The organism is Vibrio sp., assembly GCF_984391705.1.
In genome coordinates this window covers 1-23,921 of record NZ_CFHWOM010000012.1, presented here as the reverse complement: position 1 = coordinate 23,921, position 23,921 = coordinate 1, and the positions used below count along the sequence as shown (strand labels likewise).

Annotated in this window: 24 protein-coding genes; 15 read left to right on the top strand and 9 right to left on the bottom strand. The window is 43.6% G+C overall.

The window, feature by feature from the left end:
* Window positions 1-9: 9 nt before the first annotated feature.
* Window positions 10-840, bottom strand: a complete 831-nt coding sequence (fdhD, locus tag AC4MRV_RS09775) for a formate dehydrogenase accessory sulfurtransferase FdhD (RefSeq protein WP_491187161.1) — start codon at window positions 838-840, stop codon at window positions 10-12.
* A 192-nt stretch (window positions 841-1,032) separates the two neighbouring features.
* On the opposite strand from fdhD, the gene AC4MRV_RS09770 reads away from it, so the two are divergent.
* From AC4MRV_RS09770 to cobB, 11 genes are all read left to right on the top strand, one after another.
* Window positions 1,033-1,497, top strand: a complete 465-nt coding sequence (locus AC4MRV_RS09770) for a DUF3305 domain-containing protein (RefSeq protein WP_491187160.1) — start codon at window positions 1,033-1,035, stop codon at window positions 1,495-1,497.
* Window positions 1,487-2,011 (top strand): DUF3306 domain-containing protein, encoded by a 525-nt coding sequence (locus AC4MRV_RS09765; RefSeq protein ID WP_491187159.1) that lies wholly within the window; start codon window positions 1,487-1,489, stop codon window positions 2,009-2,011. Before AC4MRV_RS09770 ends, AC4MRV_RS09765 begins: the two co-directional genes overlap by 11 nt.
* 190 nt (window positions 2,012-2,201) lie before the next feature.
* Entirely contained in the window at window positions 2,202-3,863 is a 1,662-nt protein-coding gene (locus tag AC4MRV_RS09760) for a 4Fe-4S dicluster domain-containing protein (RefSeq protein ID WP_491187158.1), read from the top strand.
* A gap of 54 nt (window positions 3,864-3,917) precedes the next feature.
* A complete protein-coding gene (locus AC4MRV_RS09755) occupies window positions 3,918-4,508 on the top strand; it encodes a TorD/DmsD family molecular chaperone (protein ID WP_491187209.1) in 591 nt (196 codons plus the stop codon).
* 61 nt (window positions 4,509-4,569) lie between these two features.
* Complete coding sequence (locus tag AC4MRV_RS09750; RefSeq protein WP_491187157.1) at window positions 4,570-4,767, top strand: twin-arginine translocation signal domain-containing protein; 198 nt, start codon at window positions 4,570-4,572, stop codon at window positions 4,765-4,767.
* 10 nt (window positions 4,768-4,777) lie between these two features.
* Window positions 4,778-7,633: a formate dehydrogenase subunit alpha gene (locus tag AC4MRV_RS09745; RefSeq protein WP_491187156.1), complete on the top strand. Its 2,856-nt coding sequence runs from the start codon at window positions 4,778-4,780 to the stop codon at window positions 7,631-7,633.
* 11 nt (window positions 7,634-7,644) lie between these two features.
* A complete protein-coding gene (gene fdh3B / locus AC4MRV_RS09740; protein ID WP_006878919.1) occupies window positions 7,645-8,253 on the top strand; it encodes a formate dehydrogenase FDH3 subunit beta in 609 nt (202 codons plus the stop codon).
* Window positions 8,254-8,267: 14 nt separating this feature from the next.
* Complete coding sequence (locus tag AC4MRV_RS09735) at window positions 8,268-9,332, top strand: formate dehydrogenase subunit gamma (RefSeq protein WP_491187155.1); 1,065 nt, start codon at window positions 8,268-8,270, stop codon at window positions 9,330-9,332.
* The gene (locus tag AC4MRV_RS09730; RefSeq protein ID WP_491187154.1) at window positions 9,316-9,732 is read left to right on the top strand and encodes a hypothetical protein; all 417 of its coding nucleotides are present in this window, start codon (window positions 9,316-9,318) and stop codon (window positions 9,730-9,732) included. The genes AC4MRV_RS09735 and AC4MRV_RS09730 overlap by 17 nt, the downstream gene beginning before the upstream one ends.
* 285 nt (window positions 9,733-10,017) lie before the next feature.
* Window positions 10,018-11,238, top strand: a complete 1,221-nt coding sequence (locus AC4MRV_RS09725; RefSeq protein ID WP_491187153.1) for an ammonium transporter — start codon at window positions 10,018-10,020, stop codon at window positions 11,236-11,238.
* A gap of 165 nt (window positions 11,239-11,403) precedes the next feature.
* On the top strand, window positions 11,404-12,141 hold the full coding sequence (cobB, locus tag AC4MRV_RS09720) for a Sir2 family NAD+-dependent deacetylase (protein WP_491187152.1): 738 nt from the start codon (window positions 11,404-11,406) through the stop codon (window positions 12,139-12,141).
* Between the two features lie 19 nt (window positions 12,142-12,160).
* Here cobB and AC4MRV_RS09715 read toward each other — a convergent pair whose 3' ends face one another.
* The 6 genes from AC4MRV_RS09715 to potA form a co-directional block, all read right to left on the bottom strand.
* The gene (locus AC4MRV_RS09715; RefSeq protein ID WP_491187151.1) at window positions 12,161-12,874 is read right to left on the bottom strand and encodes a GGDEF domain-containing protein; all 714 of its coding nucleotides are present in this window, start codon (window positions 12,872-12,874) and stop codon (window positions 12,161-12,163) included.
* A 166-nt stretch (window positions 12,875-13,040) separates the two neighbouring features.
* Window positions 13,041-14,078, bottom strand: coding sequence for an extracellular solute-binding protein (locus tag AC4MRV_RS09710; RefSeq protein ID WP_491187150.1), 1,038 nt, complete (start codon window positions 14,076-14,078; stop codon window positions 13,041-13,043).
* 172 nt (window positions 14,079-14,250) lie between these two features.
* Window positions 14,251-15,285, bottom strand: a complete 1,035-nt coding sequence (locus AC4MRV_RS09705; RefSeq protein ID WP_491187149.1) for an extracellular solute-binding protein — start codon at window positions 15,283-15,285, stop codon at window positions 14,251-14,253.
* A 99-nt stretch (window positions 15,286-15,384) separates the two neighbouring features.
* Window positions 15,385-16,155: a spermidine/putrescine ABC transporter permease PotC gene (potC, locus tag AC4MRV_RS09700; protein WP_491187148.1), complete on the bottom strand. Its 771-nt coding sequence runs from the start codon at window positions 16,153-16,155 to the stop codon at window positions 15,385-15,387.
* Entirely contained in the window at window positions 16,155-17,015 is an 861-nt protein-coding gene (potB, locus tag AC4MRV_RS09695; protein ID WP_491187147.1) for a spermidine/putrescine ABC transporter permease PotB, read from the bottom strand. Before potB ends, potC begins: the two co-directional genes overlap by 1 nt.
* Window positions 16,996-18,129: a spermidine/putrescine ABC transporter ATP-binding protein PotA gene (gene potA / locus AC4MRV_RS09690; RefSeq protein ID WP_491187208.1), complete on the bottom strand. Its 1,134-nt coding sequence runs from the start codon at window positions 18,127-18,129 to the stop codon at window positions 16,996-16,998. The genes potB and potA overlap by 20 nt, the downstream gene beginning before the upstream one ends.
* A 383-nt stretch (window positions 18,130-18,512) precedes the next feature.
* Between potA and AC4MRV_RS09685 the strand changes: the two genes are divergently transcribed.
* The 4 genes from AC4MRV_RS09685 (at window position 18,513) to ttcA (ending at window position 21,977) form a co-directional block, all read left to right on the top strand.
* A complete protein-coding gene (locus AC4MRV_RS09685) occupies window positions 18,513-19,316 on the top strand; it encodes a hypothetical protein (RefSeq protein ID WP_491187146.1) in 804 nt (267 codons plus the stop codon).
* Window positions 19,309-20,160, top strand: a complete 852-nt coding sequence (locus tag AC4MRV_RS09680) for a glucosaminidase domain-containing protein (protein ID WP_491187207.1) — start codon at window positions 19,309-19,311, stop codon at window positions 20,158-20,160. Before AC4MRV_RS09685 ends, AC4MRV_RS09680 begins: the two co-directional genes overlap by 8 nt.
* 54 nt (window positions 20,161-20,214) lie before the next feature.
* Entirely contained in the window at window positions 20,215-20,874 is a 660-nt protein-coding gene (locus AC4MRV_RS09675; protein ID WP_491187145.1) for a DUF2987 domain-containing protein, read from the top strand.
* A gap of 209 nt (window positions 20,875-21,083) precedes the next feature.
* Window positions 21,084-21,977, top strand: coding sequence for a tRNA 2-thiocytidine(32) synthetase TtcA (gene ttcA / locus AC4MRV_RS09670; RefSeq protein WP_491187144.1), 894 nt, complete (start codon window positions 21,084-21,086; stop codon window positions 21,975-21,977).
* 64 nt (window positions 21,978-22,041) lie between these two features.
* Here the strand turns inward: ttcA and uspE are convergent, their stop codons facing one another.
* Entirely contained in the window at window positions 22,042-22,989 is a 948-nt protein-coding gene (uspE, locus tag AC4MRV_RS09665; protein ID WP_491187143.1) for a universal stress protein UspE, read from the bottom strand.
* A 142-nt stretch (window positions 22,990-23,131) separates the two neighbouring features.
* Window positions 23,132-23,881 (bottom strand): fumarate/nitrate reduction transcriptional regulator Fnr, encoded by a 750-nt coding sequence (gene fnr / locus AC4MRV_RS09660; protein WP_491187142.1) that lies wholly within the window; start codon window positions 23,879-23,881, stop codon window positions 23,132-23,134.
* Between the last annotated feature and the right edge of the window lie 40 nt (window positions 23,882-23,921).

Sequence of the window (23,921 nt, the reverse complement as noted above, 5' to 3'; positions counted from 1 at the left end):
AAGTAGTGGTTAGCTTTCGCTGCCGCCTTTCACGTCAAATTCAATCTTCTCTGCGCCGGTAAACACTTGGAATCTCAGACCTTTAGCGCGCGCAATGGTGGTAATACCAAATTTTTTCGCCAGATCCAATCCCATTTGAGTTACCCCTGAACGTGACAGCAATACTGGAATCCCCATCTGAGCGACCTTAATCACCATTTCAGACGTTAGTCGACCAGTGGTATAAAAGATTTTATCTTCGCCACTTTCTTCGTTAATCCACATTTCACCCGCTAGCGTATCAACGGCGTTATGACGACCGACGTCTTCAACAAACGAGAGCACTTCATCTGATTTGCATACCGCACAGCCATGGACAGCGCCGGCTTTCTTGTACGTGTCATTGTAATGAGTGAGTACTTCGAGTGCAGAATAGATGTCTGACTGTTTGATTTTAACCTGAGGAACTTGGTAGTTTTCGAGTTGCTTCATGACGTTTCCGTACATGGTGCCTTGCCCACACCCAGACGTGACGGTCTTTTTCTTCAGCGCGCCTTCAACTTGCTTAGTATCCTCATTGGTAATTACCGCGGCTGTGTGAGTTTCCCAGTCAATAATGACGGATTCCAACGCGTTAGGATCAGAGATGAAACTTTGGTTTCTTAAGTATCCTAATACGAGAGACTCAGGTCGAGAGCCTAAAGTCATGAGCGTAACGACTTCTTTCCAGTTAAGCATCACGGTGAGAGGTCGTTCACAAGCGATTTGCTTGGTCAACTTTTCTCCGTATTCGTCAAACACTTCAACTTCGATGGTTTGTAAAGGATTTTCACTGGTTTTGATTATGTTTGGTTTAACCACAGAGAGGTCCTATTGATAAAGTCAGTTATTGTTTTTGGAACAGTTGGCTTGCAAATACCATTCCCAAGTTTGGATAGCTCAAACTTTCATACATGAACATTACATTATCTAAGGTTAGCCAGCTACATTCTTTTCTGTACAGGTATAAATATTGCTTATGACAAAATGAACAACAAATTTAGGCTGGTAAAAATGACTGAACAACAATCTACTAAAGGTGTTTTGGAAAAGACGGAAGAGCTGTGGTCGATGGATTGCGAGCTAGTATCTCATGAAATCTCAACCGGGATTTGGGTGACGACTCAATGGCAATTGGCAGGATTTGATCTATCGCCAAGCGAGAGCAGTCAATATGTATCTACATTACAACTGCACCGGGATGAGAGAACCGATTATCGCTTTAACTTAAGTTCACAACAGCCAAAGTTGTTCTTAGTTCTTGATTCAGTTGACGGTGATGAGCTACCTAACATCGTGACGCTTACCGCTTCGCAAAGTGTTGCTGGACAATATATGGATGGCGACTACTTGGTTCTGTCTAATGACATGCCTTTACCCGTTCAAGCTTGGATGGAAGCCTATATTGGCAGACACGGTGAGCTGATAGAGCAAAGAAGGAAAAAGCGTAAGGGAGCAGGGCGCGCAAGTGGCAACTAATTTTTTAAGCCGGTGGTCTAAGCGTAAGCTTGAAGGCGATCAAGAAGACCAGATGAATTCGTCTTTGAGCCGCCGTCATGTTGAAGACGAGGATCTTGACGCGAGTGAAGTTCAGCAAAATGAACAGCAAGATACTGATGTTTCAGAGCATGCAGATGAAACGAGCGTAGCCTCGCTGCTTGTATCTGAAGTCGATAAAAGTGTTAAGAAAGCTGCACTTCGTAAGCTGTTTTTATCAGGCGAGTTTAGTGAAGTCGATAGGCTCAATGATTATGACCATGACTATCAATCAGTTAAGTCTCTATCCAGCGAAGTTGCAGGAAAACTAAGGGATTGGATGAACAGTGACACCGAAGATCAAATACCTCAAGCAGAAGAGCCAAACGATGAGCAGGTGTTGTTAGACAATGACGGTAACAAGCAAACCGAAGAAATATTTAGCCAATCAGAAGAATCTGAGCTTCAAGGTAGTAATCAGGAAGATATGGGACAAAATATACCACACAAACAATAGGTACATTTTGACTGTATATTGATAATAGCGGGTGGGACATTTTGTCTCTCCCGCTTTTTGTTTTCGTTTAAACCGAGTCGTTTCTTCATAAGTTATTGATAATAAGATATAAAAAAGTTGGTACAGCATTTGCTATTACTTAGCAGAGTGAATATTCATGTTCTTATCAAGAGAGAACTGGAACTGAGCAATGCTTAAACAACTACTACAAGAATCAACGTCTACCAACGGAAAAGCGCGTTTGTTCGCGTTTGAGAATACTGTTGAACTGACAAACCTCATTCCACCGACCGTCAGTTATGAAAGTGGTGGTAATACTCTTATTGTGGGTCCTACCGCAATCATAGAAAGCGCCGCTGAACAGCTATCACAAATGAATAGCTTAACGCTACTGTCTACCGACGGTGAATTAGGTAGTCACCGTCACCTATATTATGCCAATAGCGTTCAGGTATCGGGCTTCTTAGGGACATTTAGCGTCATTATTGAAAGCAAGGGCACTTCTAATAATCTTGCGAAAATCGCTATCAATCACGACTGCTTTGATGTGGTACTCGACCTCTGTCTTGAGAGTTGCATGAAAGAAGAGGTACCTGTCCCTGGTTACTATCCTGTAGGACGTGGTTACCCAAAACTTGCTGAAGCGCTTGAAGAAATCCCAACATTGATGGGCACTTTTGATAAGCCGAAATATTTCCGATTAGATACTGATTTGTGCGCCCATAGCTCTCGTGGAGTCAAAGGCTGTGAGCGTTGTGTCGATGCATGTCCTGCTGGCGCTCTATCTAGCGAAGGTACAGATCGTACGGGTCATAGAATTGAGATAAATCCATATCTTTGTCAAGGCGTAGGTACCTGTGCGACCGCTTGTCCGACGGAAGCAATTCATTACGCGTTACCAAACCCTCAAGATACGCAGAAGTTCATAGAGCGTACGCTTGCAAACTATGAGCAAGCAGGCGGTGTCGATCCTATCGTTTTGATCTGTAGCTCTCGCCACGAACAATATAATGTTATGGCGCTTAAAGCCTTGCCTGACAATGTTGTCCCTGTTGTTGTTGAGGAGCTACCGTCGGTTGGTATCGATAGTTGGCTTGCTGCTCTCGTTAATGGCGCGACCCAAGTGTTATTCGCGGCTAGTCGCTTTATGCCGCAAACCATCATTCGCGTTTTAAACAATGAAGTGTCTATTGCTCAGGAGCTTCTAGGGCAACTAGGTATCGCTAAAGAAACCATTGATATCCTGTACTTAGAGTCTCTTCGAGAAGGGCAGCCTACGTTATGTACCGATTCGTTTGACCTAGCTTTAGGTGATCTCGAAGGGACAAAACGTGAGCGTCTTTTCACAGCTCTCGATGCACTTGCTAAGTCCCGCATTCCTGTAGAGAACATTGTTGATCTTCCCGCAAATGCACCATTTGGTTCGGTTTCATGCCAAAGCAAAGACTGCACTTTGTGTATGAGCTGTGTAGCTGTGTGTCCGACCAGAGCACTGCACACTGATGGAGAATCGCCATCACTTAAGTTTGTCGAACAAGACTGTGTTCAATGCGGTTTATGTGAAAAAGCCTGTCCGGAGAACGCTCTGAGTCTGTCTCCTCGTATGAACTGGGACCACCAAACTCGCCAGCAAGCTGTGGTTTTGCATGAAGAGAAAGCCGCAGAGTGCATTCGTTGCCATAAACCTTTCGCACCACAGTCGATGATCGATATGCTACAGAATAAGTTACGCGGTCACTCTCACTTTTCTGATCAAGCTGCAATCAACCGCATTGCAATGTGTGAAGACTGCCGTGTGGTGGATATGTTTGAAGCGATGGCAGAAGACCCAACACAACAGTTGAAGTATTAGGAGCGGAACGTGGAAAACGAACAACAAACACTGCGTACTGAGATCTATCTATTGATGTCTGCACTTTTTCGTCAGTCACCTTCTGGTGAAATGGTGGCTTTTTTATCTCAACTCGAGACAGAAACAGAACAAAGCGAAATGCAAAAAGCTTGGCAAACTATTGCTCAAGCTGCAGCGAACGTGAATCTGGACGACCTGGCTGATGAATATCAGGAGTTATTCATTGGTATCGGACGCGGGGAAGTCGTGCCGTTTGCCTCATGGCACCGCACGGGATCTCTTATGGAAAAGCCACTTGCAGAGATCCGCGATGATCTTGATGTTATGGGCTTTGAACGGGAAGAGGCGGTTAAAGAGCCAGAGGACCATATTGCTGCATTGTGTGAAGTGATGGCGATGATATCTCACGAAGAAGAAGGTCTACAGCAAGCCTTTTTTAACAAGCATATCGCTCCTTGGTTTAAGTCATTGGTTAATCAAGTTCAAAGTGCGCAGAGCGCTAACTTCTACACCGCAGTTGCGAGTTTGCTTGATGCTTTCTTAACGCTTGAGCAAGTGCGTTTTAGCGAAAATATGCAAAGTAGCAAAACCAAATTAAAGATTGATGTGAAAAATGTCACTGAGTACGACCAAGCTCAGCAGTAACGAGTTCGCGTCGATAAGAGAGACGTTTAGTCTCCAAGTACCGTAATGGTAAGGAAGCAAAATGAAAGATAATAAAGAAATAAACACGAGCCGTAGGGATCTTCTCAAAGGTTTATCAACTGCTGCAGTGGCGGGGGCTGTTGTTGCTGGTACAACTCAAGTAGCAAACGCTTCAGAAACGGTTGTTGTTGAAAAAGACGTGAAGAAGACAGGGTATCGCGAAACGCAACATATTCGCGATTACTACGAAACCCTTTAGGAGCTGAGCAATGAAACTAGTTAAACGCTCTGATAGTGTGAGCAAAGAACAAAATCAATTGGGTATTTCACGCCGCGCATTCATGAAAAACAGCTCCCTAGCTGCTGGTGGTGCGGTTGCGGGTGCTTGTCTCTTTACACCTGGCATGATCAAAAAGGCAGAAGCAAAATCTGTTGATCCTAGTGCTAAAACGGACGTTAAACGTACCATATGTTCTCACTGCTCAGTGGGCTGCGGTATTTATGCGGAAGTACAAAATGGTGTGTGGACTGGGCAAGAGCCTGCATTTGATCATCCATTTAACGCTGGTGGTCACTGTGCTAAAGGTGCAGCACTGCGTGAACATGGTCATGGTGAGCGTCGCCTGAAATACCCAATGAAGCTGGAAAACGGCAAGTGGAAGAAGCTTTCTTGGGAAGATGCGATCGAGCAAATAGGTAATAAGGTTCTGGATATCCGTAAAGAGTCAGGTCCAGATTCTGTTTACTGGTTAGGTAGTGCAAAGCACAATAATGAGCAAGCGTACATGTTCCGCAAGATGGCATCGTTATGGGGCACCAACAACGTTGACCACCAAGCGCGTATCTGTCACTCAACGACGGTAGCTGGTGTTGCAAACACTTGGGGCTATGGCGCAATGACCAACTCTTTCAATGACATGCATAATTGTAAGTCAATGCTGTTCATTGGCTCTAACCCTGCAGAAGCACACCCGGTTGCTATGCAACACATTTTGATCGCGAAAGAGAAGAACAACTGTAAGATTGTTGTTGCTGACCCACGTCGCACTCGTACTGCCGCTAAATCTGATCACTATGTTTCTCTTCGTCCAGGCTCAGACGTTGCCTTCATCTGGGGTATTTTGTGGCATGTGTTTGCTAACCAGTGGGAAGATAAAGAGTTCATCCGTCAGCGTGTGTTTGGTATGGATGAGATTCGCGAAGAGGTTGCGAAGTGGACTCCTGCTGAAGTTGAGCGCGTAACAGGCGTTTCTGAAGCAGATGTTTACCAAACCGCGAAGCTACTTTCTGAAAACCGTCCGGGCTGTGTTGTTTGGTGTATGGGCGGTACGCAACATACGACGGGTAACAACAATACTCGCGCTTACTGTGTACTTGAACTTGCACTGGGTAACATGGGTAAATCGGGTGGTGGTGCAAACATTTTCCGTGGCCACGATAACGTGCAAGGTGCCACTGACCTTGGCGTTCTATCTCACACTCTTCCAGGCTACTACGGCCTATCTGATGGTGCTTGGAAACATTGGTCAAAAGTGTGGAACCTGGAACACGAGTGGGTCCAAAATCGCTTCGACCAAAATGAATATCGTGGCAAAAAGCCAATGAATAACATGGGTATTCCAGTTTCTCGTTGGATTGATGGTGTTTTAGAAAACAAAGACAACATCGAGCAAAACGACAACATTCGAGCAATGTTTTACTGGGGCCACGCAGTTAACTCGCAGACGCGCGGTGTAGAAATGCGTAAGGCGATGAAAAAGCTGGATATGATGGTTATCGTTGACCCGTACCCAACCGTTGCTGCGGTAATGAACGACCGTACAGATGGTGTTTTCCTGCTACCGGCGACGACTCAGTTTGAAACATACGGCAGTGTGACAGCATCTAACCGTTCTATTCAATGGCGTGACAAAGTAGTTGAGCCACTGTTTGACTCAAAGCCTGACCACGAAATCATGTACTTGCTAACTAAGAAACTTGGTTTTGCTGATCAGTTATTCAAGAACGTAAAAGTTGAAAACAATCAACCGGTCATTGAAGACATTACTCGCGAGTTTAACCGCGGAATGTGGACGATTGGTTATACAGGTCAAAGCCCAGAACGCCTGAAAGATCACCAGCAAAACTGGCACACTTTCCACAAAACGACGTTAGAAGCAGAAGGAGGCCCAGCCCATGGCGAAACCTATGGCCTTCCATGGCCGTGTTGGGGAACGCCTGAAATGAAGCACCCGGGTACACACATCCTTTACGATACGTCGAAACCTGTTGCACAAGGTGGTGGTAACTTCCGTGCTCGCTTTGGTGTGGAATATGAAGGCAAAAACCTATTGGCGGAAGATAGCTACTCTAAAGGCTGTGAACTCGAAGATGGTTTCCCGGAATTTAACGATAAGCTACTTAAGCACCTGGGTTGGTGGAATGACCTAACAGAAGCGGAGAAAGCGGCTGCAGAAGGTAAAAACTGGAAGACAGACCTTTCAGGTGGTATCCAGCGTGTGGCTATCAAGCATGGTTGTATCCCTTACGGTAACGCGAAAGCACGTGCCGTGGTTTGGACTTTCCCTGATCGCGTGCCGCTGCACCGTGAACCGCTTTACACGCCTCGTCGCGATCTAGTGGCGGATTACCCAACGTGGGACGACAGTGAGTCTATCTACCGCTTACCGACGATGTATAAGTCGATTCAAGACAAAGACGTTTCGGGTGAATACCCAATCATCTTAACGTCTGGCCGTTTGGTTGAGTATGAAGGTGGTGGTGAAGAAACTCGCTCTAACCCTTGGCTGGCTGAACTTCAGCAAGAGATGTTTGTCGAGGTTAACCCGAAAGATGCTAATGATCTTGGCTTCAAAGATGGTGAAATGGTCTGGGTTGAAGGTGCCGAGAAAGGCCGTATCCACGTGAAAGCGATGGTGACTCGTCGTGTCAAACCAGGCATGGCGTTCATTCCATTCCACTTCGGTGGTAAGTTCCAAGGTGAAGATCTTCGTGACAAGTATCCTGAAGGTACGGACCCATACGTGATTGGCGAATCTGCAAACATCGCGACGACATACGGCTATGACCCTGTCACGCAAATGCAGGAAACCAAAGTCACCCTATGTAACATTCGCAAAGCGTAAGGAGTCCACTGATGGCTAGAATGAAATTCCTTTGTGACACTAAACGCTGTATTGAATGTAACGGCTGTGTCACTGCATGTAAAAACGAAAACGACGATGCGCTAGAGTGGGGTATTCAACGCCGCCGCGTTGTGACTCTAAATGATGGCGAGCCGGGTGAGAACTCGATTTCAGTCGCTTGTATGCACTGTACAGATGCACCTTGTAAGGCAGTGTGTCCGGCAGACTGTTTTGAGCATACGGAAGACGGCATTGTGCTGCACAATAAAGATTTGTGTATCGGCTGTGGCTACTGCTTATTTGCCTGTCCATTTGGTGCGCCTCAGTTCCCTAAACAAGCTTCATTTGGTGAGCGTGGCAAGATGGACAAGTGTACTTTCTGTGCTGGCGGCCCTGAAACGGAACCTGGTTCTGTAGAAGAGCGTCAAAAGTACGGTGCAAACCGTATTGCTGAAGGCAAACTGCCTATGTGTGCTTCACTGTGTTCAACCAAAGCACTGTTGGCTGGTGATGCTGAGAAAGTCTCGGACATTTTCCGTCAACGTGTCGTTGAACGTGGCGCAAAAGGCGCAGGTTGGACAGATGGCAATGATCTGTCTTACGACGCAACAAAAAGTTGATAACGGAGAGATTCATGTTTGCTATTTATAAACGTGCATCTCTCGTGATGCTGTCATTCTTGGCAGCATTGCTGTTTGCTTTGTCGTTGCCTGCGCATGCTGAGCAAAAAGAGTCTGAAGTTGCACAACGTGAAATGACCCAATTGGCAGGAGCCGATTTTTGGCGTCAAGTTCGTCAAGGCGAAGAGGGCTACACGACGTCTCAGTTCCCAGAGCACGGAATGCTGATCAGTACCCCGGGTCAAACCTGGTACATTTTGAAAGAAAAATGGATGTCTCCAGCGGGAGCTGTAGCGATTTTCGGTAGTATCGCCTTTGTTACCTTAATGTACATTGTGATTGGTCCGCTGATGTTAAGCGCACCAAGAACAGGTAAGAAGATCAAACGCTGGTCGCGACTCGATCGTGCACTCCACTGGAGTATGGCGTTTACCTTCTTAACTTTGGCCTTTAGTGGCCTAATGCTCGTTTATGGTAAACACTTCCTCAAGCCATACATCCCAACCGAGCTGTGGGGTTTCATCATTATGTTGGCGAAACAGTACCACAACTACATAGGCCCAATTTTCTACGTATTACTGCTTTGCGTATTGATTAAGTGGTGGCGTAAGTCGATCTTTAAGAAAGTCGACATTGCTTGGTTTATGAAACTGGGCGGTATGGTTGGGAAACATAAAGGTTCGCACCCGTCTGCTGAGTTTTCAAACGCTGGTGAAAAAGCGCTGTTTTGGTTATTAATCGTCGTAGGTACGGTGGTTGCGTTTAGTGGATTAGTTCTAGATTTTCCGATTTTCGGCCAAACGCGTCGTGACATGGAATTATCTAACTTGGTTCACATGTTAGCGGCACTTATCCTGATCTGTGGCTTTGTTTTCCATATCTACATCGGCTTGTTTGGTATGGAAGGGGCTCTTGAAGGTATGGTGACTGGTGAAGTCGATGAGACTTGGGCTAAAGAGCATCACGACCTTTGGTACGAAGAGATGATGGCTAAAGAACGCGAAGAGCAAAACACGGCTGAAAACAGCGATGGTAAAACAGAAACAAAAGGAGTGCAGACAAATGAACAAGCCTCATAACGGTATTTGGGCTGCGTATATCCTGAGTTTCTTAACACCTTTCACATGTTTAATCTCTGGCGTTATTGCGATCGTTTATGCCGGTTATCGACTAGACAAAGGGGAAGATGGGGAAATTATTGACTCTCATTATTATGGGTTAATTCGAACTTTCTTCCTTAATTTGACCTACTTTGTTGTGTTGATCATTACTGTTGCGACTTCAAATGGTGTACTGGTCGGTTTAAACGACTACTGGTACAAGAGTCATATTATCGATGAAATCGCATACTACATTCCTTACGTTGGTATGTTGTTTGGCCTTGCGGCGATTGCCATTTGGTTTGTACGTATGTTCCAAGGTATGAAAAAGCTCAAAGCTAATGAACGTTTTAGCATGAGTAAAGGTCCAAACCTCTGATTAAAAAGCCCTGTTATTCAGGGCTTTTCTTTTGTTTCCTGCTCTCCATTGGTGCAATATCACCATTAAAGTGCATTTTTATGCACCAATAATATCCGACATTCTTTTCGGGTCATTAAGCAATATGTGATTTATTTTATATAATTCATGCACTTACCTTTAGTTTATAAAACTATCCATTAATGGCATGCTCATTGCTCTAGCTCTGTATCAGTATTTTATTCACCAAATTAGTGAAACGCATAGGCCTTCATAGTGCAGAAGGTCAATAGGAGACAGATTACGATGAGCGTAGATGCCAGTCAGGTACACGGAGCGGTACAAACCCTGACCCAAAGTTCAGATACATTGTTTTTATTACTGGGTGCCATAATGGTGTTCTTGATGCATGCTGGTTTTGCGTTTTTAGAAGTAGGGACAGTACGCCACAAAAACCAAGTGAATGCGCTAGTAAAAATATTAGCCGACTTTGGTATATCAGCCATCGCATACTTCTTCATTGGTTACTGGGTTGCCTATGGAGCCAACTTTTTCGCTGATGCTGAAACGCTGTCTCAAGGGAACGGCTATGAGTTAGTGAAATTTTTCTTCCTGCTTACTTTCGCGGCTGCAATACCAGCGATTGTCTCTGGTGGTATTGCGGAACGAGCCCGGTTTTATCCCGTGTTAATCGCAACGTTTTTTACCGTTGGTTTAGTTTACCCGTTGTTTGAAGGAATGATCTGGAATGGTAACTACGGACTACAAGCATGGTTCGAAAGCCAATTTGGCGTGGGCTTTCATGATTTTGCTGGCTCAGTTGTCGTACATGGAGTTGGTGGCTGGATAGCATTAGTAGCAGTTATTTTTCTAGGAATGCGCAAAGGCCGCGTTAGAGCAGGTAAACACACAAACTTTGCACCGTCTAACATTCCATTTCTTGCATTAGGCGCGTGGATACTCTGTGTCGGCTGGTTTGGTTTTAATGTGATGTCGGCACAAACGTTAAATGGTATTAGTGGCCTTGTGGCTATGAACTCACTAATGGCGATGGTTGGTGGTATTGTCGCCGCCCTTATTGCAGGTAAGAATGACCCAGGTTTTATTCACAATGGTCCTTTGGCTGGGCTAGTCGCGGTTTGTGCAGGTTCGGATCTAATGCATCCAATTGGTGCACTCATTACAGGAGCTATTGCTGGCGCTTTGTTCGTCTACCTCTTTACCTATCTACAAAATAAAACCAAGATAGATGATGTTCTGGGAGTTTGGCCACTACATGGTGTTTGTGGTGCTTGGGGAGGGATTGCTGCGGGTATTTTTGGGCAGTCGGCTCTAGGAGGGTTAGGAGGCGTTAGTTTAACGGTGCAACTTCTAGGTACTGTTATAGGTATCTCTGTGGCATTGGTCGGAGCCTTGGTGGTTTATGGCGTTATTAACCAGCTAACAGGTTTACGCTTGTCTGAGGAAGATGAGTTTAACGGTGCGGATTTAGCAATTCATAAGATTTCAGCAACCAGCGACGATTAAAGGTCACGGCGAATATGTTTGAGCAGCTTCGGCTGCTCTTTTTCGTTTTGAGTCACATTATGCTGTTTAAATCTGCCGCTTTCGACTATGGTCTAATCCTCATAACTTCTGATGTTATAAGCGAAGTGCTAAGCTACAGCTAAAGGATAAATATAAGGATGTGGTATGAAGTTTCCGTATCGTAATGTCGTTGTTCTGACTGGCGCTGGCATCTCTGCAGAATCAGGAATTCAGACTTTTCGGGCTCAGGATGGTTTATGGGAAGATCATCGAATTGAAGATGTTGCGACGCCGGAGGGTTTTGCGCGCGACCCAGATCTTGTTCAGGATTTCTATAATCAACGCCGCATTAAGCTGCAAGATACCAACATTGAACCCAATGCTGCACATATTGCGCTAGGGCAACTGGAGTCACAGCTAGAAGGCACTGTTACGATCATTACCCAAAACATAGATAACTTGCATGAGCGTGGTGGTAGCAATAATGTGATTCACATGCATGGTGAATTGCTAAAAGCGCGCTGTAGCGAGTCTAATCAGGTAATTGAAGAACTTGGGGAGATAAAGACTGGTGATTTATGTCACTGCTGCCAAATACCTTCTCAAATGCGCCCTCATGTCGTTTGGTTTGGCGAAATGCCGCTTCGTATGGGAGATATCTACCAGTCACTAGAAGACGCCGATCTATTTGTTTCGATTGGTACTTCAGGCGTTGTTTATCCTGCTGCAGGTTTTGTGCATGATGCAAAAATGCATGGCGCGCACACAATTGAAATCAACTTAGAACCAAGTGCTGTGGAAAGTGAATTTGAAGAGAAGCGCTATGGAAAAGCAAGCATTGAGGTTCCAAAGTTAGTGGAAGAAATTTTGTCTTTGCAGAGCTCTAATGTAAAACAAGCCTAATTGTACTTCGTCTCGGTGCTCAGCGTTTTGTACGCTGGGCATTTTTCATTTCATACATCGCTTGATCAGTTTTAACGAGAGCTTCTCGAAATTGTGTTCGCGTGGTTGATTCAATGCCATAGCTAAATTGGATGTTTTCACCTTTAAGTACCGAGTCAACTTTTGAAATAAATGCGGTGCCAGAGTTGGGCTCAACAACAACCACAAACTCATCACCTCCTATTCGAAATGCCTGTTCTGATTCAGAAAGACACTCAGATAAAGCTTGGGAAAAACGTATTAGCATTAAATCTCCAACTGCGTGGCCTTTAGTGTCGTTAATCAGCTTAAGGCCATCTAGGTCAAAATAGATAAGATCGAACTTTTCTAATGCAATTGAACTGAGTTTTTTTCGGTTGTAGAGGCCGGTTAGCTCATCCGTAGCTGCACTTTCCTGAACCTTTCTGGCCATTTCTGTAAGGCCTAGAGCGATTAAAAGAAAAGATATCTGCAAGAAGCCGTCTTCTAACAAGGTGTCAAAAAATTCGTAGCTATCAGCGAGGTTATCGAAGAACTGAATCTCGGTTACGACATCGTAGCACTTGTTTAATATTAATACCCAGACACCATATTTTAACTTGTTGTTGCTGAGAATGGTTTTTCGGCCGACAACGTAGATATAAAGAACGAGAAATAACGTGTTGCTCTCAAACAGGAGATCATAGTTTGATTCAATCTCAGTTATATGAGGCAAAGCTATTACGGAGATAGACAATACGAATAGAATCAAGATAACTATCAAGATTGCACGATTTTGAAGTGTGAGAAGATACTTTACATATGCCATACCATTTAAAATACGTCATTGTTAGTTAAAAATAAAGCGGCTAATGCCGCTTTATAAGTGTAAACCAGTTTATTTAGTTATCTACTTTAAGTTTCTGGAAGTATTCGTCATAAAGGACGCTTGCTTCACCTACTTCGTCTTGCCATGTTCCACTCTCCATCACTTCTTGAGGAGGGAAAATGCTTGGGTCATTAGCGAACTCTTTTGGTAGTAGATCGTGTGCAGTTGCAACTGGAGTAGGGTAGCCAATCTCAAGAGCAATCTTAGCCGCGTTTTCTGGGCGAAGTAGGAAGTCGATCATCTTATGTGCCGCTTCTACATTTTTTGCCCCTTCTGGAATAGCTAAGCTGTCCATCCAAAAGATAGCGCCTTTTTCTGGCCAAATAATATCGATAGATGCACCTTCTTGACGCGCCATGTAAGCAGAGCCATTCCAAAGCATACCTAAAGATACTTCACCAGCTAAGTATGGGTTCGCAGGGAAATCTGAGTTAAACACCAATACGTTTGGCATCAGTTTCTTCAGCTCTTCATAAGCTGCTTTGATTTCATCTGGATCGGTGGTGTTTGGCGAGTAGCCAAGTTTAGTAAGAGCAATGTGGAAGACTTCACGTGAGTCGTCCATAAGCATTAGCTGACCTTCCCATTTGCTGTCCCAGAAATCATCCCATTTAGTCACGGATGAATTGTCTAGCATATCTGAGTTAATGCCGATACCAGTCGCGCCCCAGATATAAGGGATAGAGTAACTGTTGTTTGGGTCGAACGGTTTGTTTAGGAAGTTTGTATCTAGATCAGAAAAATGAGAAAGCTTCTCTTTGTCAATTTTCTGTAGCATGCCTTCTTTACGCATCTTAGATACAAAGTAAGTAGACGGTACTACTAGATCGTAACCAGAACCTTGAGTCTTCAACTTGGCGTACATGCTTTCATTAGACTCGTAAGTTGAGTAAATAACTTTAATTCCAGTTTCTTTTGTAAAGTCTTCAAGAACTTCATTTGGAATGTACTCAGACCAATTGTAGAAGTAGAGTTCTTGATCAGCAGCCATTGCAGGGGAAGCGATTAATGTCGCCGCGCAAAGTGCGCTTGCATAGAATTTACTTTTCATTATTTTTCCGTTTTTCCTGTGCATAGTCAGCATAAGGTGTCTCCAACCATATACTCTGAATAAGCAGTGAGTTAACTTGCTTGTTGAACAACAAGCCGTACAAACGGAAATTATATCAGCCAATAACGAAAATAGGCAGCCAAGGCTGCCTATTTTAATGTTTTTCGTGTTGTTATTGACCGGCTTTCAGTTTAAGGAAGTAATCTTCGTACTTAACGGTCATATCACCAACTGAATCTTGCCACTCAACGCGGTCCAGATCGTCCTGAGAAGGGAACAGTGGAGCAACATCTTTAAACTTGGCGTTAGATTCTGCTACAGCAGTCAGATAACCAGTATCACGAGAGATCTGCTCAGCAATCTCAGGACGTAGCAGGAAGTCGATCATCTTATGCGCCGCATCTACGTTCTTAGCACCAGATGAAATTGCAAAGTTGTCTACCCAGCCGATACCGCCTTCTTTAGGGAATACCAGTTTAAGGTTCATACCTTCGTTTTGAGCAGCTGCAGCACTGCCGTTCCAAAGCATACCAACGCCAACTTCACCCGACATGTATGGTGCGCCTGGGTTGTCAGAGTTGAATACCAATACGTTTGGCATTAGCTTCTGCAGTTCCGCGTACGCTTCGTCAATCTGCTTAGGATCTGTTGAGTTACCAGAGTAACCTAGTTTACGCAAAGCGATGTGGAACACTTCACGAGTATCATCCATTAGCATCAGTTGCCCTTCAAGTTCTGGGTTCCATAGGTCAGCCCAACTAGTGAAGTCATTCGGATCGTACATATCAGCGTTAACTGCAAGGCCAGTAATCGCAACAACGTGAGGGATAGAGTAGTCGTTGTTTGGATCGTAAGGCTTATCTAAGTAGTTCTTATCTAGGTTAGAGAAGTTGCTTAGTTTTGATTTATCGATCTTCTGTAACATGCCTTCGTCGCGCATTTTAGCTACGAAGTAGGTAGAAGGTACGACAAGATCATAACCTTGGTTATGAGTTTTTAGCTTTGCATACAGAGTTTCGTTTGACTCATAAGTCGAGTAGATAACTTTGATGCCAGTTTCTTTTGTAAATTGCTCTAGGATATTACTGTTGATGTAAGGTCCCCAGTTCATAAATACAAGTTCTTTGTTTTCGTCCGCTGCTACTGAACCTGAGAACAGAGAAAGCGCACATGCACTACCAGCTAATAAAGTAGCCCATTTTTTCATTGACGTTAGCTCCAAACCAAACGTATCTCCACAATGGAGATTGGATAGAAAAACAGAATGGCGACATGCCATTCTGTTTCGTGATTTTGAACGCGGATTCTACTTCACTTTTTCTCTTGCAAGCAACTGAGAAGTTACGACCAAGATAAGTGAAACAATCAGCATCACGGTTGCGAGGGCATTCACTTCAGGTGAAATACCGACTTTCACCATCGAATAGATCTTCAATGGTAAGATTTCATATGTTGGACCAGTCACGAACGAACTGATAATCACGTCGTCCAATGATAGGGTAAAGCTCAGCAGCCAACCTGCTGCTACTGCTGGTTTAGCAAGAGGCAAAATGATTTGCTTCAAAATAACCCATTCGCTTGCACCCAAATCTTTTGCTGCTTCGAGCATCTTGACGTCAAAGCCATTTAAACGGCTGTACACACTGACGACAACAAACGGCAAGCAGAAAGTAATATGTGCAACTAACAAGGTTAAGAAACCAAGTTGAGCCCCCATTACTAGGAACAGAGCGAGCAATGAAATCGCCATTACGATATCCGGAGACATCATGACCACAAACAGCATTCCATTTACTACGCCTTTACCTTTAAAGGAATAACGGAAGAGGGCAACTGCCGTAAGGCTACCTATGATTGTCGCTGCTGTTGCTGAGAATACCGCTACATTCAAAGAGTGCCATGCTGCTTGCATTAAGCTATCGTTACTTACTAGGGTTTCGTACCACTTAGTGGTAAAGCCGCCCCATTTCATACCAAATTTATTGGCGTTAAACGAGTTCACGATCAGTACGATAATTGGCAGATACAAAAATGCATAAACCAATGTCATAAAGCTAAATCTAACTGTACGTCCCATCAGTCTAGCTCCACTTTCTTATTCAATAACTTACCCGCTCTGTAGTAGGCGTAAAGCATGATTGCCATTGCAATCGTTAGCGCAATACTGGTTGCTGCACCAAACGGCCAGTCTCGTGCATTGAGCACTTGGCTCTTGATGACGTTACCGATCAATAGATTCTTCGCTCCGCCCAGTAGATCAGAGATGTAGAACATACCTAGTGCTGGCAGTAGAACCAACAAACAGCCGCCAATAATACCCGGCATAGTCAGTGGTAAAGTTACCTTGGTGAAAATCTGGAATTTATTCGCTCCCAAGTCTTTCGCTGCTTCAGTGTAGGTATGGTCCAGTTTCTCGATTGCTGAATACAAAGGAAGAATCATGAACGGTAATAAGATGTACACTAGACCGATCATAACCGCAGTTTCTGTGTACATAAGACGAATAGGCTTGTCGATGATTTCCATCGCCATCAGAGATTTGTTTAAAATCCCTTGGGTGCCTAGCACAATCTTCAGGCCGTATGTACGAATTAGTGAGTTAGTCCAAAATGGCACAATCACCAAAAACAACATGATTGGTCGCCATTTTTCCGGCATTTTCGCTACGATATAAGCAAATGGGTAACCAATCACAAGACAGATTAGTGTTGCAACAATTGCCATGTAGAAGGAGTGCCACAATACTTTCGCGTACAGCGGATCCATCAAACGGAAGTAGTTGTCCAACGTGAAGGTCATCTCGATAAGATTAGCTTCATCACGTGTAAGGAAACTGGTACCGATGATCATTACGTTGGGAATCAACACAAAGAGTGTTAACCAACCAACGATGAGGGCAATGATTGCGTTTTGGAGATTAAACTTCTTGCTTATCATTTAGTACCACCTCCCAGCTTTCAACCCAAGTGATAGCGACTTTTTGACCCAAAGAGTGATCCACATCAGGATCGTCTTCGTTAAAGAACTCGCTAACCATCACGCGCATGCCAGATTCAAGCTCAATTACAGAATCTAACGTCATACCTTTATAAGTACGCTCTGTTACGTGACCTACAATGCCTCTTTGTTCAGATTCTTTGATCTCTTCAATACGCAGATCTTCTGGACGTAGTAGAACTTGTAGTTTTTCGCCGGTTTGTGCTTCTTGATCGTAGTAAACAATCGATTCAACACCTTCAATTTCAGCTCGGATGCGTTTGTCATCCAAGCGTTCAATCATGGTTGCATTGAATACGTTAATTTCACCGATGAATCGAGCCACAAACAGGTTCTTAGGCTCTTCGTAAATCTCACGCGGAGAGCCATCTTGTTCAATGACACCGTCTCGCATCACAATAATGCGGTCGGACATAGACAGAGCTTCTTCCTGATCATGCGTAACGAAGATGAAAGTAATACCAAGTTGGCGCTGAAGCTGTTTCAGTTCGATCTGCATTTGTTTACGTAGTTTGTAATCTAGGGCAGAAAGAGATTCATCCAGCAATAGTACTTTAGGTTTGTTCACAACTGCGCGCGCGATAGCGATACGTTGTTGCTGACCACCAGATAGCTGATGGGGTTTACGCTGTGCCATTTTCTCTAGGCGAACCATGCGTAAAGCTTCCATTACACGAGGCTCAATATCTGCAGCTGGTGTTTTCTGCATACGTAGACCGAAAGCAACATTCTCAAACACAGTCATGTGTGGGAATAATGCATAACTTTGGAATACAGTGTTGACGTGCCTTTGTTCAGCAGGAACCGATGTCACTGTCTGGTTATCCAGAATAATGTCACCTTGGTCAGCGGTTTCGAAACCAGCAATCATTCTAAGAACGGTTGTCTTACCACAACCTGATGGACCAAGGATGGTTAAGAATTCACCGTGGTTTACATCTAAATTCAGATTACCGATGATTTCCTTACCATCGAAACTTTTACTGATACCAGTTAGACGAATAACTGGCTGTCCTGCTTTTTGTTTAGCGTTCAACGTCTGTTTTTCTCCCACATTGGTCATTATTTCGCTTATTTTAGCGGTGACCCGTAGTTACACAAAATAGAGGCGCGCATCATAATCACCAAAAGTGTGAAATCAAAGCATTTTCTTACCATGAAACAGAAATATTTTTGCAGGTAAAAGTAAACTTTTCTTACCATACTCTCTCTATACCTTTTACATGCTTTAAAGTAGGGTATTTTTCTCTCTGAATCAGGAATCTACGCTTTGCAAATGCGTTTAGTGGTCAATTATTAATCATAAAGGCCAGAAAGCAAGTAATTGATAAGGATCTGATTTTAGAGTTTGAGACGTTTAAGTATAATGTCTCCTAATTGCAACAAAGCATTCATCAACAAGTATGCCTAGCTTCAGTGTTAGGCCCGGATTCAATAATGAATAACGACATAGAGAAAGACTTTAATTTAGGCGGAAGTATTGAGCGTGCACTCTCTGGCGACTACGAACTAAAAGCTGGTGAGGTACTTAAAGAAGCTTGGAATCATACGGTAAAGAATTTTTTATCTTTTTCACCCGCCATAATGGTGTTAATCGCGATTCAAGTGTCGATTTTTGTTATCGCTTTAAAACTGCAACTTGGCGATCCATCCATTATTTTTGACGCAGTTTTGGACCCTGAAGCGTTCGATCCAAGTATCTTTAGTGCCATCATGGTCGCAAACTTTAGTTTCGAAGTGATCAGCGCGCCTATTTATGCGGGAATTAGTTTAATGGCGATGAGTCATGCTGCTGGACTTGCAACTAAGTCTCGTCACATAGGCAAGGGGCTCCAATACACAGTTCCGGTAATTATTGCGACTTTGGCTAGTCTGATTCTTCAAGGCGTTGCAGGGACAATCTTACCTTTCTTGTCGCTGTATTTTTCTCTCGCGTTCAGTAACTCTGTACTACTAATTTGTGAGAAACAAGTACCACCAATGCAATCACTGCTTCTTTCTTTGCGTGCAGTAAATAAGAAAATTTTTCCGTTACTGAGCATCTACTTTTTTATCGTAATCATGTTTATGGTCGGGGTGATGCTTTACGGAATTGGACTAATCTTTGTATTGCCGTTCTTCTTCCACGTAAAAGGCATTATTTATCGCAACATGTTTGGAATTAAGCTGAAGATTATTGCTTCAGATCGACCAAAAGATGAGGATGACAACGACAATGATTCACAAGTCTTCAATGCGTAAAGGTGAGTTCATTGCCATTGCTACAGCTGGCCTAATTGCCAGCTGTAGTTTTTATAGCTACGAACAAAATCTCACGGAAGAGCGGGAACGCCGAAAATCTGCGTCAAGTTTAGAGCAAGCCTCCAACGATTTAGCCCAATCGGTTGGCTCGTCCCCAGACTTTTCAGCTATTCAAAATACAACTGAGAAAAAGCAGGCATTTTTCGACTATTTAACACCAGGCATTGCGCTGGAAAACCAGCGGGTAAGAAAAGAGCGAGAGAGGCTTGAGCTGATAGAGCAGTCCTACAAATCACACTCGCTAACCGCAAGTGATGAAAGCTATGCTAAACGTTTAGGGCGCTTGTACAACGTTACACTGACAGAGGAAGGCATTACTCAATCTTGGCTAGACAATATGCTACATAGAGTTGATGTACTACCTGAAGGGTTAGTCTTAGTGCAAGCAGCAAATGAGTCTGCATGGGGGACGTCACGTTTTGCAACTCAAGCCAACAACTACTTTGGTCAGTGGTGTTATAGCCAAGGTTGTGGTCTTGTTCCGCTTAAGCGAGCTGAAGGAATGACTCATGAAGTGGCAAAGTTCTCGTCTGTGCAGCAGTCCATTCATGGCTATTTTATGAATGTGAATCGCAACAAAGCATACTTTGAACTTCGAGAGATTAGATATCAGCGCCATTTGCAAGGCAAAAGTCTTGTGGATACCGAGGCAGCACTGGCATTAACTGACGGATTGCTGAAATACTCTGAACGCGGTGAGGCATACGTCAACGATTTGCAAAGTATGATTCGACATAATAAGAAGTTCTGGGAACACTCTTCTCAATCCAGTACAAGTCGTTAAACGTGGTAATGCGTTTAATCGATTCCAAAGACAAATAACAAGACTATAAAATCAATGAAGAAACTATCGTTAGCTCTTTTGACCGCTGCAGTAGGCTTTACCGCAGCAATACCTAGTTACGCCCAAGAATATATGTTCACCTATTCAAAACTCTATTCCCACATGAAGCAGAATGCTAAAGAAGGGCATGATGACGTCAAAGTTGGTTTCTTCTTCTTAAATGCGGATACAAAGCAACTATGTAAGATAGAGAAAGCTTGGATGGAAAAAGAGGAACATTATGAAGAATTGAATGTTTCTCCGTACAATGAAGTGATTGTTCCCCTTGATAACAACTTACGTTCGGCGAACCCATTGGTATTTGTGCACACACCGATGGACATGCGCTGCGACTTTTCGATGGTTGTGATGACCAAAGAACCAATGAATGGTGAAGTCAGTTACGATGAAGTGAAAGTTTTGCTACCACAAATGCAAGTTATTTTAGAGCAGCTAGGTGGTATGTTCGCAAGCTGGTTTACGCCTGATGTTGAAGGTGTGACTCTGGAGTTCCCAAACAAGCTTAACTCAACGATTCAATTTTCAAATGGTAATACGAAGCAGATTGTCGATGGTAAGGCGCAAGTCTCATTAGATGAAATTGGAGAAGGTGGAAGCATGATACTCCCAGCAGAAACCGCTAGAGTATTACCTTATTTGCCAAAAGCTAACTAATTTAGAGGCCGTAACTGCGGCCTTTTTTGACTCTGTTGCATTATTTTTCTCGTTGGTCATGGGGTTCCTCATCCAGTTGAAACGAATTTTACCTACCTATTTAACAGCAGACATTTAATCCTTGTCAAAAAGCTCGTATAATCCTCGCCCCAAATAAAACACGTTAGGATGTCCTAATGTCGGCCTAGCCGGCAATGTGAGAGCTCGCAATGACACAATTAGATACAAGAAAAGAAACTTTAGAATTCAACAAGCTTCAAAAACGTCTGAGAAGAAATGTTGGAAATGCCATCACCGATTACAACATGATCGAAGAAGGTGATGTAGTGATGGCATGTATCAGTGGTGGTAAAGATTCATTTGCGATGCTGGATATCCTGTTGAACTTACAAAAGGCTGCTCCAATCAAATTTGAAGTTGTTGCTGTTAACCTAGACCAGAAACAACCAGGTTTCCCAGAGCATATTCTTCCGGATTACTTTGAAACTCTCAATATCCCTTACTACATCGTCGATAAAGATACGTATTCCGTTGTAAAAGAGAAAGTACCGGAAGGAAAGACAACCTGTGGTTTATGTTCACGTTTGCGTCGTGGCACACTTTACTCGTTTGCTGAAAAAATTGGTGCAACGAAACTAGCGCTTGGTCACCACATGGATGACATCGTTGAAACTATGTTTTTAAACATGTTCCATGGCTCACGCCTTAAAGCCATGCCGCCTAAACTACGCTCAGATGATGGCCGTAATGTGGTCATTCGTCCACTTACATACTGCCGAGAGAAAGATTTAATCAAATACGCAGAACATAAGCAGTTTCCAATCATTCCATGTAACTTATGTGGCTCACAAGAGAACTTGCAGCGCCAAGCGATCAAAGCAATGTTGATTGACTGGGATAAGAAAACACCAGGTCGTGTTGATGCTATTTTTAAGTCGATTCAAAACGTGAGTCCAAGCCAGTTAGCTGATAAAAATCTATTCGACTTTGAGAACCTACCGCTAGATCGCGAAGGGGATCGTGACGAATATGAGTTTACTGAAGCAATTGTCTCATCGACGAACATTGATGAGTCAATGTTTATTGATGTCACCAACATCTAAAAGCTTTAGGTAAAGAAAAAGGAAGATAATCATTATCTTCCTTTTTTTTTGTCTGAGCGAACCGTTAGATTGCAGTTCTCGGGTCGAGAGGGCTAATGTAGCCTTGCGGCTTTAAGGCCAGAACATCACAGTTAATTTTATCAATAACATGTTCTGCGGTATTACCAATGAACACAGCAGATAGACCAGTTCGACCTGTTGTACCGATTATCACCATTGCAGCATTTAAGCGCTCAGCGACTTCCGGAATTATATCTTCTGGTAAACCTTGTTCTACTATCGTTTGTTCATCATCGTAACCATGTTTCTGACGCAGCGCCTTCATCGCTGTTAAATGATGACCGCGTACCGCATCGGTATATGTAGCCGGATCAAACTCAGGTAACTCAATAGTAATGTTTGCAGGTGTAACAGGGTAAGCATTAACAAGGTAAGGGCTCGCTCCCAGGCGTTCTGTTAAGCTATTAAGTTGCTCGACCATACTGTCATTAAGACCTAAGTGAGTGTCGTTCTCTGAGCCTACATGAACTGAAGCAATAATACTTGCATCATCAGGCCAATCTGAATTCTTAACGAGTAAGACAGGGCACGGACATTTGCGTAACAAGTGCCAATCTGTTGGGGTGAATATAACCGACTCAAGCACATCATGTTTTCGAGTGCCCTTAATAACAATGTCATGTTCTCCACCAAACACTTCTGCAATGATGGCCTCGTATGGGCGATTATGCCATACCACACGAACATCAAACTCCACGCCCTCGATAAGATAATCTTTAGCGATTTTGCTCATCCATTGTTCGCGTTGACCAATGACACCACGGCGCATTGCATCACGCTCATCAATAGATAACATTGAAGTCATGTCATAGGAGAAATCGTAGATAGAGAGAAAGAAAGTCACCTTACTGGGTGAGCGACTCTTAGCAGCAAGTTGCATTGCGCGAGCTAATGCAGGTTGTTCGTCATTATTTATGTCAGCGACAACGAGTATTTTGTTATAGATGCTCATATAGACTCCTGTAACATGAGGAGGAACATATGATCACTGTAGCTTAGTTAGGGGAAGAGTTTTAGGAAAAAGTGCAGGATGTTGAGAGAAGTATGATGTAGCTCAATTTCATAATGAAATGCGAGCTACATCATTGATGTTGTTATGATTCTTTAGAAACGCCGGCTAATTCCATTAATGCGTCATGGTCAAGAATAGTGATGTACTTACCCTTAACGCTTAAAATCTCAGATTTCTGGAAGCGACCTAAAAGGCGAGAGATAGTCTCTACCGTTAGTCCTAGATAGTTACCGATATCGCCACGAGTCATGGTTAGACGGAACTCTCGTGGGCTAAAACCGCGTTGTGAGAAACGAGTTGAAAGGTTATATAGGAATGCCGCAAGGCGCTCTTCTGCATTTTTCTTAGAAAGCAGCAGGATCATTTCTTGATCGCCTTTAATTTCGTTGCTCATTAAACGCATAATCTGCTGGCGAAGCTTTGGCATTTTACCTGACAAGTCATCCAGAGTTTCGTATGGAATTTCGCAAACCATAGATGTCTCTAGAGCTTGAGCAAAACTAGGGTGCGCATCACCAGTGATAGCATCAAAACCGACTAAATCGCCAGCTAGGTGGAATGCTGTGATCTGCTCATCACCTTGCTCTGTGATAGTGTAGCTTTTGATGGTGCCAGAGCGAATAGCATAAAGCGATTTCAGTTCATCACCCGCTTTAAACAGTTCTTGTCCTTTCTGGATTGGCTTTTTACGCTCGATAATTTGATCAAGCTGATCAAGCTCAGATTCATTCAGAGTAAACGGAATACAAAGCTGGCTGATACTGCAGTCTTGACAGTGGATAGCACAACCACCCGACTGAACACGCTTTGTTGCAGGCTTTTCAGAAATCATAACAACCTTTCACTATTTGATATACATCAATATTTTAGCA